The sequence below is a fragment of the Escherichia sp. E1130 genome, from assembly GCF_005781065.1.
In the GTDB taxonomy this organism is placed as follows: domain Bacteria; phylum Pseudomonadota; class Gammaproteobacteria; order Enterobacterales; family Enterobacteriaceae; genus Escherichia.
Genome location: NZ_VATL01000024.1, coordinates 46,332 through 62,481 on the forward strand (window position 1 = coordinate 46,332; position 16,150 = coordinate 62,481).

Below are 16,150 nucleotides of genomic sequence, written 5' to 3' on the forward strand. Positions count from 1 at the left end.
AAGCCGCATTGTTAATATTGCCAGGAGTCTGATTATGGGTTTCGGTAACTCAGAATTGAAAGAAGCAGCGTAGCAGGCGTAAAAAAGCCATTATGTGCGACTCACATAATGGCTCGTTATTAACCGCCAGGATATTACGTGGAATTAGACGTTGAACAGGAAGTTCATCACATCGCCATCTTTAACGATGTAGTCTTTACCTTCTGCACGCATTTTGCCCGCTTCTTTCGCACCTTGTTCACCTTTGTAAGTGATGAAGTCTTCAAACGAGATGGTTTGTGCGCGGATAAAGCCTTTTTCAAAATCGGTGTGGATTTTACCAGCTGCCTGCGGCGCGGTTGCACCAACCGGAATGGTCCATGCGCGTACTTCTTTCACCCCAGCGGTGAAGTAAGTTTGCAGGTTCAGCAGTTTATAACCGGCACGGATCACACGGTTCAGGCCTGGTTCTTCCAGTCCCAGTTCCTGCATAAACTCGTCACGTTCTTCGTCGTCCAGTTCGGCAATGTCAGCTTCAACAGCAGCACAAACCGGAACCACAACAGAACCTTCTTTCGCCGCGATTTCACGCACCTGGTCAAGATACGGGTTGTTTTCAAAACCGTCTTCGTTGACGTTGGCGATGTACATCGTTGGTTTCAGCGTCAGGAAGCTCAGGTAACGAATCGCCGCTTTCTCTTCAGCGCTTAAATCCAGCGCGCGCAGCATGCCTGCGTTTTCCAGCTGTGGCAGGCATTTTTCCAGTACCGCCAGCTCGGCTTTCGCGTCTTTATCGCCACCTTTGGCTTTCTTCTGTACGCGGTGAATCGCACGTTCGCAGGTGTCGAGATCCGCCAGCGCCAGTTCGGTGTTGATAACTTCAATATCGTCCGCCGGGTTAACTTTGCCGGAAACGTGAATGATATTGTCATTCTCAAAGCAGCGAACAACGTGGCCGATCGCTTCGGTTTCACGAATGTTGGTCAGGAACTGGTTACCCAGACCTTCACCTTTCGACGCGCCTTTTACCAGACCGGCGATATCGACAAATTCCATGGTCGTGGGAAGCGTACGCTGCGGTTTTACGATTTCAGCCAGTTGATCCAGGCGAGGGTCAGGCATTGGTACGACGCCCGTGTTCGGCTCGATGGTACAGAATGGAAAGTTGGCCGCTTCAATACCGGCTTTGGTCAGCGCGTTGAACAGGGTAGATTTCCCGACGTTGGGCAAACCGACGATACCGCATTTGAATCCCATGATTTAAATCACCTTAATATCTTAATAATCAACCTGTTATCACAAACAGATTGCAGAAATGGAAATAACTTTGCCTATTATACACGGCACTCGGCAAAAATGCCGCAGACAACGACTTATTGCGCTTTAAAGGCGTGCAATCGGTTCGTTGCTTTGGTCAAACCATCTGTAAACCACATTTCAGTACAACGCGCCGCTTCGTCGATGGCTTCATCAATTAACTTCTGTTCACTAACAGGTGGTTTGCCTAACACAAACCCGACAACTTTGTTTTTATCGCCCGGATGACCGATTCCGATGCGTAAACGGTGAAAGTTAGGGTTATTACCTAATTTACTGATGATGTCTTTCAGTCCATTGTGACCACCGTGGCCACCGCCCAATTTAAATTTGGCGACGCCCGGAGGCAGATCCAGTTCGTCGTGAGCAACCAGAATTTCGTCCGGATTAATGCGGAAAAAACTGGCCATCGCTGCGACGGCTTTGCCGCTGAGATTCATAAATGTAGTCGGGACTAACAGGCGGACATCTTCGCCTCCGAGGGTAACTCGCGAGGTATAACCAAAGAATTTAGCCTCTTCGCGCAGGGGAGCGCGTAAACGCTCCGCCAGTAAGTCAACGAACCAGGCGCCAGCATTATGTCGCGTTGCGGCGTATTCAGCGCCGGGGTTCGCCAGGCCGACAATCAATTTAATCGTCACGTTTTTTTGTCCTGAGTGAGTACATAACTGGCGCGTAGTTTACTGGTTGCGGCCCCGCTTGACAAAAAACAGCGTGTTAAACGCAGATAACATAATAATTGCCAGTATCGACTATTAGAAAGTCAAGGTGCTCAGACGGTTATTTGTAAAGTTTTGTTGAAATAAGGGTTGTAATTGTGATCACGCCCGCACATAAGCCACAGGGTGTTGTCTATACTTTACACATAAGGAAGAGGGGTATTCCCTGTTACAACCCAGAAAGTTCCGGAGGTGACACATGAAACGCAAAAACGCTTCGTTACTCGGTAACGTGCTTATGGGGTTGGGTCTGGTGGTGATGGTGGTCGGCGTGGGGTATTCAATCCTCAACCAATTACCACAGTTTGATATGCCCCAGTATTTCGCACACGGTGCAGTGCTGAGTATTTTCGTCGGTGCCATTCTCTGGCTGGCGGGAGCCCGTGTTGGCGGGCATGAACAGGTGTGCGACCGTTACTGGTGGGTTCGCCACTATGACAAACGTTGCCGCCGTAGCGATAATCGCCGTCATAGCTAACAACTAAAGTAGTTTGCTGACCAGTCAGTTTGCGCTGACTGGTCAATTTAATGCCTTTCTTACAGATCAGCCATCGCTGCGCTGCGATTCGGGAAGAACGCCAGACGTCCCGGAATCGGTTGAATACCGGATCGGGCCATTGTACGCAGAGGCTGGAATTCCACGTTACACACGCGCAGTTCACACCCTTCAGGCAGGCGCTTCACAAAACGCTGGAACGCATCAAGACCACCGGCATCAAGCACCGGAACGGCATCCCACTTCAGAATAACAATCCGTTTTCCTTCCAGACGTGATTCCAGGTCGGTGAACAGACCTTCAGCCGCCGCGAAAAACAGCGGGCCAATAACACGCAAGACCAGCACATCATCAGGAACGTCTACTGCCACCGGCGCCAGACGAGTCATACGGGCGATACGGCGCATAAACAGCAACGATGCCAGAACAATCCCCACGCTGATGGCAATAACCATATCAAACAGCACGGTCAGTGACATACACAGCAGCATGACGATGATGTCATCTTTCGGCGCATGACGCAGCAAGTCGACCACTTTGTGCGCTTCACTCATGTTCCACGCCACCATCAACAGCAGGGCAGCCATGGCGGAAAGCGGCAGCCAGGAGAGCAGTGGTGCCAGTACCAGCAGGGCGAGAATAACCAGAATAGAGTGGATCACCGCCGAGATAGGGGAAGTTGCCCCAGCACGGACGTTAGCGGCAGAACGTGCGATGGCAGCAGTAGCGGTAATACCACCAAAGAATGGAGCGATGATATTCCCCAGCCCCTGACCGACCAGTTCACTATTCGCCTTGTGCTTAGTCCCGGTCATACCATCCAGTACGACGGCGCAGAGCAGAGATTCGATTGCCCCGAGCATTGCCATTGAGAATGCCGCAGGCAGCAGAGTGCGAATAGAATCCCAGGTTAGCGTGAATTCTGAATTAGGCAGATCCCACGGCAGCACCAGTTGCGGCAGCAGTTGCGGAATACCGTTACCCTGAGAACCATCGGCCAGAACGTAGTGGAATTGCGATCCGATGGTAGCAACATGTCCGCCAAGCAGGTTAACAATCCCCATCACCGCGCAACCAGCCAGCAAGGCCGGAAGGTGACCAGGTAAACGAATACCCAAACGTGGCCAGAAAATCAGAATGCCCAGTGTCACGATACCAATAGCAGCATCACCCACATTAATGGTCGGCAGCGCCATAAATAATGCGCCGACTTTTTGTAGATAATGTTCCGGGACATGAGCCATTTGCAGACCGAGAAAATCTTTAATCTGCATGGTACCGATGGTGATCCCGATACCCGAGGTAAAACCTAAGGTGACGGAAACCGGAATATATTCAATCAGACGACCAAAGCGCGCCAGACCCATCAGGATCAAAAAGATCCCCGACAACAACGTCGCAACCAGCAGGCCTGCCAGTCCAAACTGTTGCGAAACGGGATAGAGAATTACTACAAATGCTGCAGTCGGACCGGAAACGCTAAAGCGCGACCCACCCGTCAGAGCTATGACAATCCCCGCAACGGCAGCGGTATATAAACCGTATTGAGGAGCCACACCACTGCCAATTGCCAACGCCATCGCCAGAGGAATAGCAATAATCCCAACGGTTATCCCGGCAATCAGGTCACGGGTAAACCGTGCGGCAGTGTATTTTTCTTTCCAGCAAGCGTCGATCAGAGCGCGGAAAGGCATCACATGTGAGGAAAATATTTTGTTCACAATAATGTTTCATCCGTGAGCGCATCATCTGTCAACTAAATGGCAGGTGAAGGAGGCATAGGTCATACAAATGGATATTACAGACAAAAAAACCCGCCGCAGCGGGTCTTTGAGCCGGGTTCGATTAATGTTCGAACATGGCAGAGATCGATTCTTCGTTGCTGATACGACGAATCGCTTCGGCCAGCATACCTGACAGGGTCAGAGTACGCACGTTCGGCAGTGATTTGATTTCATCGCTCAGCGGAATGGTATCGCAGACAACGACTTCATCAATTACAGAGTTACGCAGGTTGTTCGCCGCGTTGCCAGAGAAGATCGGGTGAGTCGCGTACGCAAATACACGCTTAGCACCACGTTCTTTCAGAGCTTCAGCAGCTTTACACAGCGTACCGCCAGTGTCGATCATATCATCGACCAGTACGCAGTCACGACCTGCAACGTCACCGATGATATGCATCACCTGGGAAACGTTCGCACGCGGACGACGTTTGTCGATGATTGCCATATCGGTATCGTTCAGCAGCTTAGCGATAGCGCGGGCACGCACAACGCCGCCGATGTCCGGGGAAACCACAATCGGGTTATCCAGATTCAGCTGCAGCATGTCTTCCAGCAGGATCGGGCTACCAAATACGTTATCAACCGGAACGTCGAAGAAACCCTGAATCTGTTCAGCGTGCAGATCCACTGTCAGCACACGGTCAACACCGACGCTGGAGAGGAAGTCTGCAACCACTTTCGCAGTGATTGGTACACGAGCGGAACGGACGCGACGGTCCTGGCGCGCATAGCCAAAGTAGGGGATAACAGCGGTGATACGACCTGCGGAAGCACGACGCAGGGCATCAACCATCACGACTAATTCCATCAGGTTGTCGTTAGTAGGGGCACAAGTGGACTGGATGATGAAAATATCACCACCGCGTACATTTTCGTTAATTTGTACGCTGACTTCGCCGTCGCTAAAGCGACCTACAGCGGCGTCGCCGAGTGAAGTGTACAGGCGGTTGGCAATACGTTGTGCTAGTTCCGGGGTGGCGTTACCAGCAAAAAGCTTCATATCAGGCACGAGAAGAACCTCAGGCATGCGTCCATTGGTGGAAAGAATCTGCCGAAAACTGTGCGGGCCAGGCAATATTCTTTCCAGGCGGTGTATTAAAGAGCGCGATGCAACGTCTGGAACAAGGTGACGTTGTCACCGAAACTCAGCTTGCCCGGCTTAAAGCATGGCTCTGTGCAATGGGGAAAGATTGACACCTTTCGCCACAAAGCCATTGAGCCATTCCGGGGCTTGCTCTAGCACCTGGCGGGCTTCAGACTCTGTATCAAATTCAGCAAAGACACAGGCCCCTGTCCCAGTCAGGCGCGACGGGGCGTATTCTAACAGCCAGGAAAGCACCGCATCAACCTCGCGAAAACGTTTTCTTGCGATAACCTCGCAATCATTGCTGAATTCACATTTTAGCAACGTTTCTATTGACCTTTTCGCCGTGTTGCGCGGGAGTTCGGGATCTTTAAAAATCATTGGTGTAGGAATACTCACGCCAGGGTGCGCAATCAGATACCATTTCTCTGGTGGATTCACCGGCGTTAATATTTCGCCGACCCCTTCGGCAAAAGCAGCATGACCACGGACAAAAACCGGAACATCTGCGCCCAGCGTCAGACCGATTTCTGCCAACTCATCAACACTCAGTCCGCATTGCCACAGATGATTTAAAGCTACCAGAACTGTTGCGGCATTGGATGAACCACCGCCCAGACCACCACCCATAGGCAAACGCTTGTCAATGCTGATATCTGCACCACTTCCTTTCGGAAGACGCCCACTGGCGGCGGCTGCTTTCATCAACAACCGTGCCGCGCGAACAATCAGGTTATCTTCGTGTTCCACACCTTCAACTGGCGTTAACAGGCGGATTTCCCCATCGTTGCGAAGTTCAATGCTGATAGTGTCGCCGTAATCCAGAAACTGAAACAGCGTTTGCAGCGTGTGGTAGCCGTCCGCACGCTGACCGGTAATGTATAAAAACAGATTAAGCTTTGCCGGAGAGGGCCACTGAGTCCGCATTATTTCACTATCCAGTTATCCATTTTTAACTTGATGCGCTGACCGCCTTCGGTGAGTTCCATATTGGCAGGCATCGCAGGTTGCGTTTTAGTGTCATAACCGCCGTATACCACTTTCCATTTTTTACCGTTCTGACTATAGGTAATTTCGCTCAGGCGGTACTGGTCGTCCAGTTTGTAGTCGGTTGCATCACCTGGCAAACCTAAAATCCACTGGCGCAAACTGTTGAGCGGAATCGGCATTCCGGTCAATTTGCCAATCATCTCTTCGGCGTCATCGGCGGTGTAACGCTGGCCTTTATTGTCCACTAACTGCACATTACCCGGCTGGGCATTCAACTCCAGCTCAGTGCTGCCCAATGGGTTAGTCAGCAGCAGACGGTAGCGATCCTGGCCAGTTTGCTGCCAGAAGAAACGGGCATACACTTTTTGTTGGTCAGAAATATAGGCAAACGCACCGCGTGTCTGGTACTGATTCAGGTTGCGCACGTCTTGCTGATGCTGACGCCACTGTGGCGAATCCGGGCTTTTGCCCGGACCTTTCGGCGTCGTAACGGAACAGGCCGTGAGCACGAGAGCAGCCAGCGGTAGCAGGCGGATAAAGCGAAAATCGGGCAGGGGCATAATAATGACAAGTCCTTGAGATACGTTGCAGTTATAACCCTTAATGCTAGCGTTACCGTCAGCCATCGTCTATGTTCAAGTTGTCTTAATTGCCAGAATCTAACGGGTTTAGGCAATTACTCCAAAAGGGGGCGCTCTCTTTTATTGATCCCGCGCATCCTGTATGATGCGAGCAGACTAACCATATCAACGTTGGTATTATTTCCCGCAGACATGACCCTTTTAGCACTCGGTATCAACCATAAAACGGCACCTGTATCGCTGCGAGAACGTGTATCGTTTTCGCCGGATAAGCTCGATCAGGCGCTGGACAGCCTGCTTGCGCAGCCGATGGTGCAGGGCGGCGTGGTGCTGTCGACGTGTAACCGCACAGAACTTTATCTTAGCGTTGAAGAGCAGGATAACCTGCAAGAGGCGCTCATTCGCTGGTTGTGCGATTACCATAATCTCAACGAAGAAGATCTGCGTAATAGCCTCTATTGGCATCAGGATAACGACGCAGTCAGCCATTTAATGCGTGTTGCCAGTGGCCTGGACTCATTGGTATTGGGCGAGCCGCAAATCCTCGGCCAGGTAAAAAAAGCCTTTGCCGATTCGCAAAAAGGCCATATGAAGGCCAGCGAACTGGAGCGTATGTTCCAGAAATCTTTCTCCGTGGCGAAACGCGTTCGCACTGAAACGGATATTGGCGCCAGTGCGGTATCTGTTGCATTTGCGGCTTGTACGCTGGCGCGGCAGATCTTTGAATCGCTCTCTACGGTGACCGTATTGCTGGTTGGCGCGGGCGAAACCATCGAGCTGGTGGCACGTCATCTGCGCGAACACAAAGTACAGAAGATGATTATCGCCAACCGTACTCGCGAACGTGCCCAAATTCTGGCAGATGAAGTCGGCGCGGAAGTGATTGCCCTGAGCGATATCGACGAGCGTCTGTGTGAAGCCGATATCATCATCAGTTCCACCGCTAGCCCGTTGCCGATTATCGGTAAAGGCATGGTGGAGCGCGCATTAAAAAGTCGTCGCAACCAACCGATGCTGCTGGTCGATATTGCCGTTCCACGCGATGTTGAGCCAGAAGTTGGCAAACTGGCGAATGCCTACCTTTACAGCGTTGATGATCTGCAAAGCATTATTTCGCACAACCTGGCGCAACGTAAAGCCGCCGCAGTTGAGGCGGAAACTATCGTCGCCCAGGAAACCAGCGAATTTATGGCGTGGCTACGCGCACAAAGCGCCAGCGAAACCATTCGCGATTATCGCAGCCAGGCTGAACAAGTTCGCGATGAGTTAACCGCCAAAGCGTTAGCGGCCCTGGAACAGGGCGGCGACGCGCAAGCCATAATGCAGGATCTGGCATGGAAACTGACTAACCGCCTGATCCATGCGCCAACGAAATCACTTCAACAGGCCGCCCGTGACGGGGATAACGAACGCCTGAATATTCTGCGCGACAGCCTCGGGCTGGAGTAGCAGTACATCATTTTCTTTTTTACAGGGTGCATTTACGCCTATGAAGCCTTCTATCGTTGCCAAACTGGAAGCCCTGCATGAACGCCATGAAGAAGTTCAGGCACTGCTGGGTGATGCGCAAACCATCGCCGACCAGGAACGTTTTCGCGCATTATCACGTGAATATGCGCAATTAAGTGATGTTTCGCGCTGTTTTACCGACTGGCAACAGGTTCAGGAAGATATCGAAACCGCGCAGATAATGCTCGACGATCCGGAAATGCGTGAAATGGCGCAGGACGAGCTGCGTGAAGCCAAAGAAAAAAGCGAGCAACTGGAACAACAGTTACAGGTTCTTTTGCTGCCAAAAGATCCCGATGACGAACGTAACGCCTTCCTTGAAGTGCGTGCCGGAACTGGTGGTGATGAAGCGGCGCTGTTCGCTGGCGATCTGTTCCGTATGTACAGCCGCTACGCCGAAGCCCGCCGCTGGCGTGTAGAAATCATGAGCGCCAGCGAGGGTGAACATGGCGGTTATAAAGAGATCATCGCCAAAATTAGCGGTGATGGTGTGTATGGACGTTTGAAATTCGAATCTGGCGGCCATCGCGTGCAGCGTGTTCCTGCGACGGAATCGCAAGGGCGTATTCATACTTCTGCTTGTACCGTAGCGGTAATGCCAGAGCTGCCGGAAGCGGAACTACCGGATATCAACCCGGCAGATTTGCGTATCGATACTTTCCGTTCCTCAGGCGCAGGTGGTCAGCACGTCAACACCACCGATTCGGCAATTCGTATTACTCACTTGCCGACCGGTATTGTTGTTGAATGTCAGGACGAACGTTCGCAGCATAAAAACAAAGCGAAGGCGCTTTCAGTGCTCGGTGCTCGTATCCATGCGGCGGAAATGGCAAAACGCCAGCAGGCAGAGGCTTCCACCCGTCGCAACTTGCTGGGTAGCGGCGATCGCAGCGATCGTAACCGTACCTATAACTTCCCGCAGGGGCGTGTTACCGATCACCGCATCAACCTGACGCTCTACCGTCTGGATGAAGTAATGGAAGGTAAACTGGATATGCTGATAGAACCGATCGTCCAGGAACATCAGGCCGACCAACTGGCGGCGTTGTCCGAGCAGGAATAATGGAATATCAACACTGGTTACGTGAAGCAATAAGCCAACTTCAGGCGAGCGAAAGCCCGCGGCGCGATGCTGAAATCCTGCTGGAGCATGTTACCGGCAAGGGGCGCACTTATATTCTCGCCTTTGGTGAAACGCAGTTGACTGAAGAGCAATGTGAGCAACTCGACGCGCTTTTAGCCCGTCGCCGTGCCGGTGAACCTATTGCTCATTTAACCGGTGTGCGTGAGTTCTGGTCGTTGCCGTTATTTGTTTCGCCAGCGACCTTAATTCCGCGCCCGGATACGGAATGTCTGGTGGAACAGGCACTGGCGCGATTGCCTGAACAACCTTGTCGCATTCTCGATCTTGGAACTGGCACAGGGGCAATTGCACTGGCATTGGCCAGCGAACGCCCGGATTGCGATGTTACGGCGGTTGACCGAATGCCTGACGCTATCGCTCTTGCGAAGCGCAATGCGCAAAATCTGGCAATCAAAAATATCCACATCCTGCAAAGCGACTGGTTTAGCGCGCTAGCCGGGCAGCAGTTTACGATGATTGTCAGCAATCCGCCGTATATCGACGAGCAGGATCCACATCTTCAACAAGGCGATGTTCGCTTTGAGCCACTCACTGCGCTGGTTGCGGCAGACAGCGGAATGGCAGACATCGTGCATATCATCGAACAGTCGCGTAACGCGCTGGTATCCGGCGGTATTCTGCTTCTGGAACATGGCTGGCAGCAGGGCGAAGCTGTGCGACAGGCATTTATCCACGCGGGATATCATGAAGTCAAAACCTGTCGGGACTATGGTGATAACGAGCGTGTAACGCTCGGTCGCTATTATCGATGTTAAGTTTTACTACGCTGCTTAGCGTTCATCTCATTAGCATTGCGCTTTCTGTTGGGCTCTTAACCCTACGATTCTGGCTACGTTACCAGGAGCATCCACTGGCATTCGCTCGTTGGACGCGCATTGTGCCGCCGGTTGTCGACACGGTGTTATTGCTTAGCGGCATCGCGCTGATGGCTAAAGCGCACATCCTGCCATTTTCCGGGCAGGCTGAATGGCTGACTGAAAAGCTGTTTGGAGTTATCATTTATATCGTTTTGGGTTTTATTGCACTCGATTATCGTCGGATGCACAGTCAGCAGGCGCGCATTATTGCCTTCCCGCTGGCGCTGGTGGTGCTGTACATCATCATTAAACTCGCCACCACAAAAGTACCGTTACTGGGGTAAGTCATGAGATCGTTAGCTGATTTCGAATTTAATAAAGCACCATTGTGCGAAGGCATGATCCTGGCTTGCGAAGCAATCCGCCGCGATTTTCCCTCGCAAGATGTCTACGACGAACTGGAGCGTCTCGTTAGTCTGGCGAAGGAAGAAATTAGCCAGCTTCTGCCATTAGAAGAGCAGCTGGAAAAATTAATCGCGCTGTTTTACGGCGAATGGGGGTTTAAAGCCTCACGTGGTGTTTATCGTCTTTCCGATGCATTATGGCTTGATCAAGTGCTAAAAAATCGGCAGGGCAGTGCGGTATCGTTAGGCGCCGTTTTATTGTGGGTTGCTAATCGTCTCGATTTGCCACTATTGCCGGTGATATTCCCAACGCAGCTTATATTGCGCATAGAATGCCCGGACGGAGAAATCTGGCTGATTAACCCTTTTAACGGTGAATCATTAAGCGAACATATGCTGGATGTGTGGTTAAAGGGAAATATCAGCCCGTCTGCGGAACTGTTTTATGAAGACCTGGATGAAGCCGATAACATTGAGGTTATCCGTAAACTGTTGGATACGCTGAAAGCGTCGCTGATGGAAGAAAATCAGATGGAACTGGCATTACGCACCAGCGAGGCCTTATTACAATTTAACCCGGAAGATCCGTATGAAATTCGCGATCGTGGGTTGATTTACGCGCAACTGGATTGCGAACACGTTGCGTTGAATGATTTAAATTATTTCGTTGAACAGTGTCCGGAAGACCCGATCAGCGAAATGATACGTGCGCAAATTAACAACATCGCGCATAAACATATTGTGCTGCATTAATTAATCGACACTTTACTTAAGATTAAGGCGATCCTATGAAACAAAAAGTGGTTAGCATTGGCGACATCAACGTAGCAAATGACCTGCCGTTCGTGCTGTTTGGTGGTATGAACGTGCTGGAATCTCGCGATCTGGCGATGCGCATTTGCGAACACTACGTAACCGTAACCCAGAAACTGGGTATCCCTTACGTGTTCAAAGCCTCTTTTGACAAAGCCAACCGTTCCTCCATCCACTCTTATCGTGGACCAGGACTGGAAGAAGGGATGAAAATCTTCCAGGAACTGAAACAGACATTTGGCGTAAAAATTATCACTGACGTTCACGAGCCAAGCCAGGCACAGCCTGTTGCTGATGTGGTAGATGTTATTCAGTTGCCAGCATTTCTTGCTCGCCAGACTGACCTGGTGGAAGCAATGGCGAAGACTGGCGCGGTAATTAACGTCAAGAAACCACAGTTCGTGAGCCCAGGCCAAATGGGTAATATCGTTGATAAATTCAAAGAAGGCGGCAACGATAAAGTGATTCTTTGTGACCGTGGCGCTAACTTTGGTTACGACAACCTGGTCGTTGATATGCTGGGCTTCAGCATAATGAAGAAAGTCTCTGGCAACTCCCCGGTAATTTTCGACGTTACCCACGCACTGCAATGCCGCGATCCGTTTGGTGCAGCTTCTGGTGGTCGCCGCGCCCAGGTTGCCGAACTGGCACGTGCCGGTATGGCTGTAGGTTTGGCTGGTCTGTTTATTGAAGCGCATCCGGATCCGGAACATGCGAAATGTGACGGTCCATCCGCGCTGCCGCTGGCTAAACTGGAGCCGTTCCTCAAGCAGATGAAAGCGATTGATGATCTGGTTAAAGGTTTCGAAGAACTGGATACCAGCAAGTAATCTTTTCTGCTTTGAAAACAAAAGCCTTATCGTTATACGATAGGGCTTTTTTCATGGTCAAAGAAGACAAAAAAGGCCGCAGGCTGTTACCCCTGCGACCGGTTTCGGGCGCACATTGCCATCACGGCAGCCTGACGCCCGTTTTCACCTTACTTCCGGCTACGCCACCAGCCAACAATCGCTGCGGTAATAATTCCCGCCAGGATCGGTGCTGCCAGGTCGTGCCAGAAAATCACGGCAAACTGCGCGAGCGTCATATAGCCGCCTTGTTGTAATGACAACATTTTGCGGCTATTCTTGAAGTGTCTGGTTTCAAGATTAGCCCCCGTTCTGTTGTCAGGTTTGACCTCTCAACGTGCGGGGGTTTTCTCTTTCCAGCAACCAATGCCACCAGGGATAAAGCCCCCGCAACATTGCGCCTCACCGGATAACTCCGGCTTGGTGTCGATACTACGTCTCAATTCATCTTCACTTCATCCCTGAAATGTTTGCAATGCTGTATGCGTTCCGGCTTTTCATCAGCTGTTGCAGTCGTTTCATGAGTGCACTGGATGAGCTTCCAGATCTGGTTGCCAGTGTCTACTTGTGGAAGAGATAAATACAAAAAAGGCCGCAGGCTGTTAACCCTGCGGCCGGTTTCGGGCGCATATTGCCATTACGGCAGCCTGACGCTCGTTTTACCTTACTTCCGGCTACGCCACCAGCTGACAATCGCTGCGGTAATAATTCCCGCAAGGATCGGTGCTGCCAGGTCGTGCCAGAAAATCACGGCAAACTGCGCGAGCGTCATATAACCGCCTTTTTGTTGTAATGACAACATTTCGCGGCTATTCTTGAATTGTTCTGGTTCAAGATTAGCCCCCGTTCTGTTGTCAGGTTTGACCTCTCAACGTGCAGGGGTTTTCTCTTTCCAGCAACCAATGCCGCCAGGGATAAAGCCCCCACAACATTGCGCCTCACCGGATAACTCCGGCTTGGTGTGGATACTACGGCTCAATTTATATTCACTTCATCCCTGAAATGTGCGCAATGCTGTACGCGTTCCGGCTTTTCATCAGCTGTTGCAGTGGTTTCGTGCAGGTTGTGGTACAGGCTCGCAAATCTGATTAACGATCTGTTCAGGTAGAATGAAGAAATACTATAAGCAGATAATTTTTATTATCTCCTCCGATTTCCGCCATCGGAGGAGATATAAATGTCAGGCAAATATTGTCATTAAATAAGCTGCAAACAGTGCCAGATGCGCCGCGCCGTTGAGTACGTTAGTACGGCCAGTCGAAAATGAAATATGGCACAGTACTAAAGAGGCTACCATTACCACCATCTCTGGTGCGCCCAGAGCAAACTGCAATTCATTACCCGTCATAAAGGCGATAAGCGTTACAACAGGTACGGTAAGCGAAATAGTCGCTAATACCGAGCCAAAGAACAGATTCATCGCGCGCTGGACCTGGTTGCTTAAAACTGCTTTTAACGCGCCTAAACCTTCCGGCGACAGAATCAATAGCGCTACCAGGAAACCGGTAAAGGCCACAGGCGCATTCATGCTGGTGAGCAATGTTTCTAGCGGGCTGGCGTTCATTTTGGTGACCGCAATAACGGCAATTAGATGGATAATTAACCAGATGGCATGCCACAGGCTGCTATGAGCAGACGGTTTGCCATGATGCGGATCGTCATCATCGCTGTCATCTTCATGTTCATAGACAAACAGGCTTTGATGCGTTTTGGTCTGAATCAGCAAAAATACGCCGTACATCGCTGCGGAAATTAATGCCACAAGTAACGCCTGACCGGTCGAAAAATTCGCCGCAGGCAGCGCCATCGGAAATACCAGCACGATTATGGCTAATGGGAACAGAGCAATTAAATACTGTTTAATACCAAACAGATTCATATATTGGGTAGCAAATTTACGGCCACCCAGCAGTAATGAAAAACCAACCAGTCCGCCGGTAACAATCATAATGATTGAATAGAGCGTATCTCGCATTAACGTCGGCGCTGCATCGCCGGTCGCCATTAAGGCTGAAATCAAACTGACTTCAAGAATAACGACGGAAAGGCTAAGAATAAGCGAACCGTAAGGTTCACCCAGACGATGGGCTAGTACGTCCGCATGACGGACAACACTAAAAGCACTGCTTAAAATACCAATAAGAGCAAGAAGGTTGATGCCAATAACCACTGGTAGTGTTTGACTGCTTCCCCACAGGGACAGCACTACCAGCGCCAGAACCGGGAAAATAAGCGAAGTCTCCTTGTGGCGGGTTTTTACCGCCTCGTGAGCATTTGTCATTATGGTTATCCTTTGCAGATGAATTTGTCGGAAATGTAATAAATAGGCAGGAAAAATAACAGAAAGTGTCAGGATATCGGTAACATTTTACGAAATTTTACCCCGTAGTCGTTTTTTTACTCTTCGGAGCATAAAAATAAGCTACGTGTTTAGACAATGTTTGTATTCGCGTCTCTTAAGAAGAGTCTGACCTGAGAATTCTTATGTTTTGGCAAGAGGGGATATTGTTGACCACACTTAATGTTCAATTTTAATAAAGGAGTCAACAATGCCGTATAAAACGAAAAGCGACCTGCCGGAAAGCGTAAAACACGTTTTACCCACTCATGCCCAGGATATCTATAAAGAAGCATTCAACAGCGCCTGGGAGCAATATAAAGATAAAGAAGACCGGCGTGATGATGCCAGTCGCGAGGAGACAGCGCATAAAGTGGCCTAGGCTGCGGTGAAACATGAATATGCCAAAGGCGATGATGATAAATGGCATAAAACATCGTAAAACTCAGCGGCAAGTTAAAGCCATTCGTGCGGTGTTGCCTTGCAAGTGGTCTGTGGATTGCATATTGTCCCAATAGTGGTTTCAAAATGAGCAGTAAAAATGTCCGGAAGACACCAAAAAGTTGTCGCAGGGAAGTATGCAGTGGCGGAGGTGTAAGGTGATAACGCGTGATTTCTTGATGAATGCCGATTGTAAAACGGCATTTGGTGCCATTGAAGAATCACTCTTATGGTCGGCAGAACAACGGGCGGCCTCACTGGCGGCGACGCTGGCTTGTCGACCTGATGAGGGACCGGTGTGGATCTTCGGCTATGGATCATTAATGTGGAATCCGGCGCTGGAGTTTACCGAGTCGTGCACTGGTACGCTGGTTGGGTGGCATCGCGCTTTCTGTTTGCGGCTTACTGCCGGGCGGGGAACTGCGCACCAGCCGGGGAGGATGCTTGCACTGAAAGAGGGCGGGCGTACCACGGGCGTCGCGTATCGTCTGCCGGATGAGTCTCTGGAGCAGGAGCTGACCTTACTGTGGAAGCGTGAGATGATTACTGGCTGCTATCTGCCGTCCTGGTGTCAGCTTCATCTTGACGATGGCCGCACCGTCAATGCGCTGGTGTTCATTATGGACCCGCGTCATCCTGAGTATGAATCCGATACCCGCGCTCAGGTGATTGCCCCGTTGATTGCTGCGGCGAGTGGGCCATTGGGAACCAACGCACAGTACTTGTTTTCCCTGGAACAAGCGCTTAACAAACTGGGGATGCAGGATGACGGGCTGAGTGATTTACTGGTGTCGGTGAAAAAACTTCTGGCGGAAAATTTCCCGGATGGTGTGTTACGGCCCGGGTTTGCCCGATAAAACATTTTAGCAGAGGGGCATCTCTATTATCTTGAGCGCCCCATACTTA

At 50.7% G+C, this 16,150-nt stretch carries 17 protein-coding genes and 1 pseudogene; 9 read left to right on the plus strand and 9 right to left on the minus strand.

The window, feature by feature from the left end; genetic code table 11:
- Positions 1 to 144: 144 nt before the first annotated feature.
- Both ychF and pth read right to left on the minus strand, forming a co-directional pair.
- Entirely contained in the window at positions 145 to 1,236 is a 1,092-nt protein-coding gene (gene ychF / locus FEK66_RS20685; protein WP_000505866.1) for a redox-regulated ATPase YchF, read from the minus strand.
- A gap of 116 nt (positions 1,237 to 1,352) precedes the next feature.
- Entirely contained in the window at positions 1,353 to 1,937 is a 585-nt protein-coding gene (gene pth / locus FEK66_RS20690; protein ID WP_000152933.1) for an aminoacyl-tRNA hydrolase, read from the minus strand.
- Between the two features lie 277 nt (positions 1,938 to 2,214).
- On the opposite strand from pth, the gene ychH reads away from it, so the two are divergent.
- Positions 2,215 to 2,493 carry a stress-induced protein YchH gene (ychH, locus tag FEK66_RS20695; protein WP_064528711.1) on the plus strand — a complete coding sequence of 93 codons (279 nt, stop codon included), beginning with the start codon at positions 2,215 to 2,217 and terminating at the stop codon, positions 2,491 to 2,493.
- Positions 2,494 to 2,552: 59 nt separating this feature from the next.
- On the opposite strand, the gene dauA is transcribed toward ychH, so the two are convergent.
- The 4 genes from dauA to lolB form a co-directional block, all read right to left on the minus strand.
- Positions 2,553 to 4,232, minus strand: coding sequence for a C4-dicarboxylic acid transporter DauA (gene dauA / locus FEK66_RS20700; RefSeq protein ID WP_130205665.1), 1,680 nt, complete (start codon positions 4,230 to 4,232; stop codon positions 2,553 to 2,555).
- A gap of 124 nt (positions 4,233 to 4,356) precedes the next feature.
- Positions 4,357 to 5,304: a ribose-phosphate diphosphokinase gene (prs, locus tag FEK66_RS20705; protein WP_001298109.1), complete on the minus strand. Its 948-nt coding sequence runs from the start codon at positions 5,302 to 5,304 to the stop codon at positions 4,357 to 4,359.
- A gap of 150 nt (positions 5,305 to 5,454) precedes the next feature.
- On the minus strand, positions 5,455 to 6,306 hold the full coding sequence (ispE, locus tag FEK66_RS20710) for a 4-(cytidine 5'-diphospho)-2-C-methyl-D-erythritol kinase (protein ID WP_130205667.1): 852 nt from the start codon (positions 6,304 to 6,306) through the stop codon (positions 5,455 to 5,457).
- Positions 6,306 to 6,929 (minus strand): lipoprotein insertase outer membrane protein LolB, encoded by a 624-nt coding sequence (gene lolB / locus FEK66_RS20715; protein WP_130205669.1) that lies wholly within the window; start codon positions 6,927 to 6,929, stop codon positions 6,306 to 6,308. The genes ispE and lolB overlap by 1 nt, the downstream gene beginning before the upstream one ends.
- Before the next feature lie 213 nt (positions 6,930 to 7,142).
- On the opposite strand from lolB, the gene hemA reads away from it, so the two are divergent.
- From hemA to kdsA, 6 genes are read left to right on the plus strand one after another with little or no spacing between them, the layout of a single operon-like run.
- Positions 7,143 to 8,399: a glutamyl-tRNA reductase gene (hemA, locus tag FEK66_RS20720; protein WP_130205671.1), complete on the plus strand. Its 1,257-nt coding sequence runs from the start codon at positions 7,143 to 7,145 to the stop codon at positions 8,397 to 8,399.
- Between the two features lie 40 nt (positions 8,400 to 8,439).
- The gene (gene prfA, locus FEK66_RS20725) at positions 8,440 to 9,522 is read left to right on the plus strand and encodes a peptide chain release factor 1 (protein WP_130222817.1); all 1,083 of its coding nucleotides are present in this window, start codon (positions 8,440 to 8,442) and stop codon (positions 9,520 to 9,522) included.
- The gene (prmC, locus tag FEK66_RS20730; protein WP_135493816.1) at positions 9,522 to 10,358 is read left to right on the plus strand and encodes a peptide chain release factor N(5)-glutamine methyltransferase; all 837 of its coding nucleotides are present in this window, start codon (positions 9,522 to 9,524) and stop codon (positions 10,356 to 10,358) included. Before prfA ends, prmC begins: the two co-directional genes overlap by 1 nt.
- Positions 10,352 to 10,744, plus strand: coding sequence for an invasion regulator SirB2 (gene sirB2 / locus FEK66_RS20735; protein ID WP_130259705.1), 393 nt, complete (start codon positions 10,352 to 10,354; stop codon positions 10,742 to 10,744). Before prmC ends, sirB2 begins: the two co-directional genes overlap by 7 nt.
- Before the next feature lie 3 nt (positions 10,745 to 10,747).
- Positions 10,748 to 11,557: an invasion regulator SirB1 gene (gene sirB1 / locus FEK66_RS20740; RefSeq protein WP_001764444.1), complete on the plus strand. Its 810-nt coding sequence runs from the start codon at positions 10,748 to 10,750 to the stop codon at positions 11,555 to 11,557.
- Positions 11,558 to 11,592: 35 nt separating this feature from the next.
- Complete coding sequence (gene kdsA / locus FEK66_RS20745) at positions 11,593 to 12,447, plus strand: 3-deoxy-8-phosphooctulonate synthase (protein WP_000811058.1); 855 nt, start codon at positions 11,593 to 11,595, stop codon at positions 12,445 to 12,447.
- A 149-nt stretch (positions 12,448 to 12,596) separates the two neighbouring features.
- Here the strand turns inward: kdsA and FEK66_RS20750 are convergent, their stop codons facing one another.
- From FEK66_RS20750 to chaA, 3 genes are all read right to left on the minus strand, one after another.
- Positions 12,597 to 12,704, minus strand: coding sequence for a type I toxin-antitoxin system toxin Ldr family protein (locus FEK66_RS20750; protein WP_016265910.1), 108 nt, complete (start codon positions 12,702 to 12,704; stop codon positions 12,597 to 12,599).
- 425 nt (positions 12,705 to 13,129) lie between these two features.
- On the minus strand, positions 13,130 to 13,237 hold the full coding sequence (locus FEK66_RS20760; protein ID WP_064528728.1) for a type I toxin-antitoxin system toxin Ldr family protein: 108 nt from the start codon (positions 13,235 to 13,237) through the stop codon (positions 13,130 to 13,132).
- Positions 13,238 to 13,645: 408 nt separating this feature from the next.
- Positions 13,646 to 14,746, minus strand: coding sequence for a sodium-potassium/proton antiporter ChaA (gene chaA, locus FEK66_RS20770; protein WP_064528732.1), 1,101 nt, complete (start codon positions 14,744 to 14,746; stop codon positions 13,646 to 13,648).
- Between the two features lie 268 nt (positions 14,747 to 15,014).
- On the opposite strand from chaA, the pseudogene chaB reads away from it, so the two are divergent.
- Together chaB and chaC are read left to right on the plus strand one after the other, a co-directional pair.
- Positions 15,015 to 15,182, plus strand: a pseudogene (gene chaB / locus FEK66_RS20775) (putative cation transport regulator ChaB); the annotation flags it as partial.
- Positions 15,183 to 15,402: 220 nt separating this feature from the next.
- Positions 15,403 to 16,101 (plus strand): glutathione-specific gamma-glutamylcyclotransferase, encoded by a 699-nt coding sequence (gene chaC / locus FEK66_RS20780; protein ID WP_135406441.1) that lies wholly within the window; start codon positions 15,403 to 15,405, stop codon positions 16,099 to 16,101.
- The last annotated feature ends 49 nt before the right edge of the window (positions 16,102 to 16,150 follow it).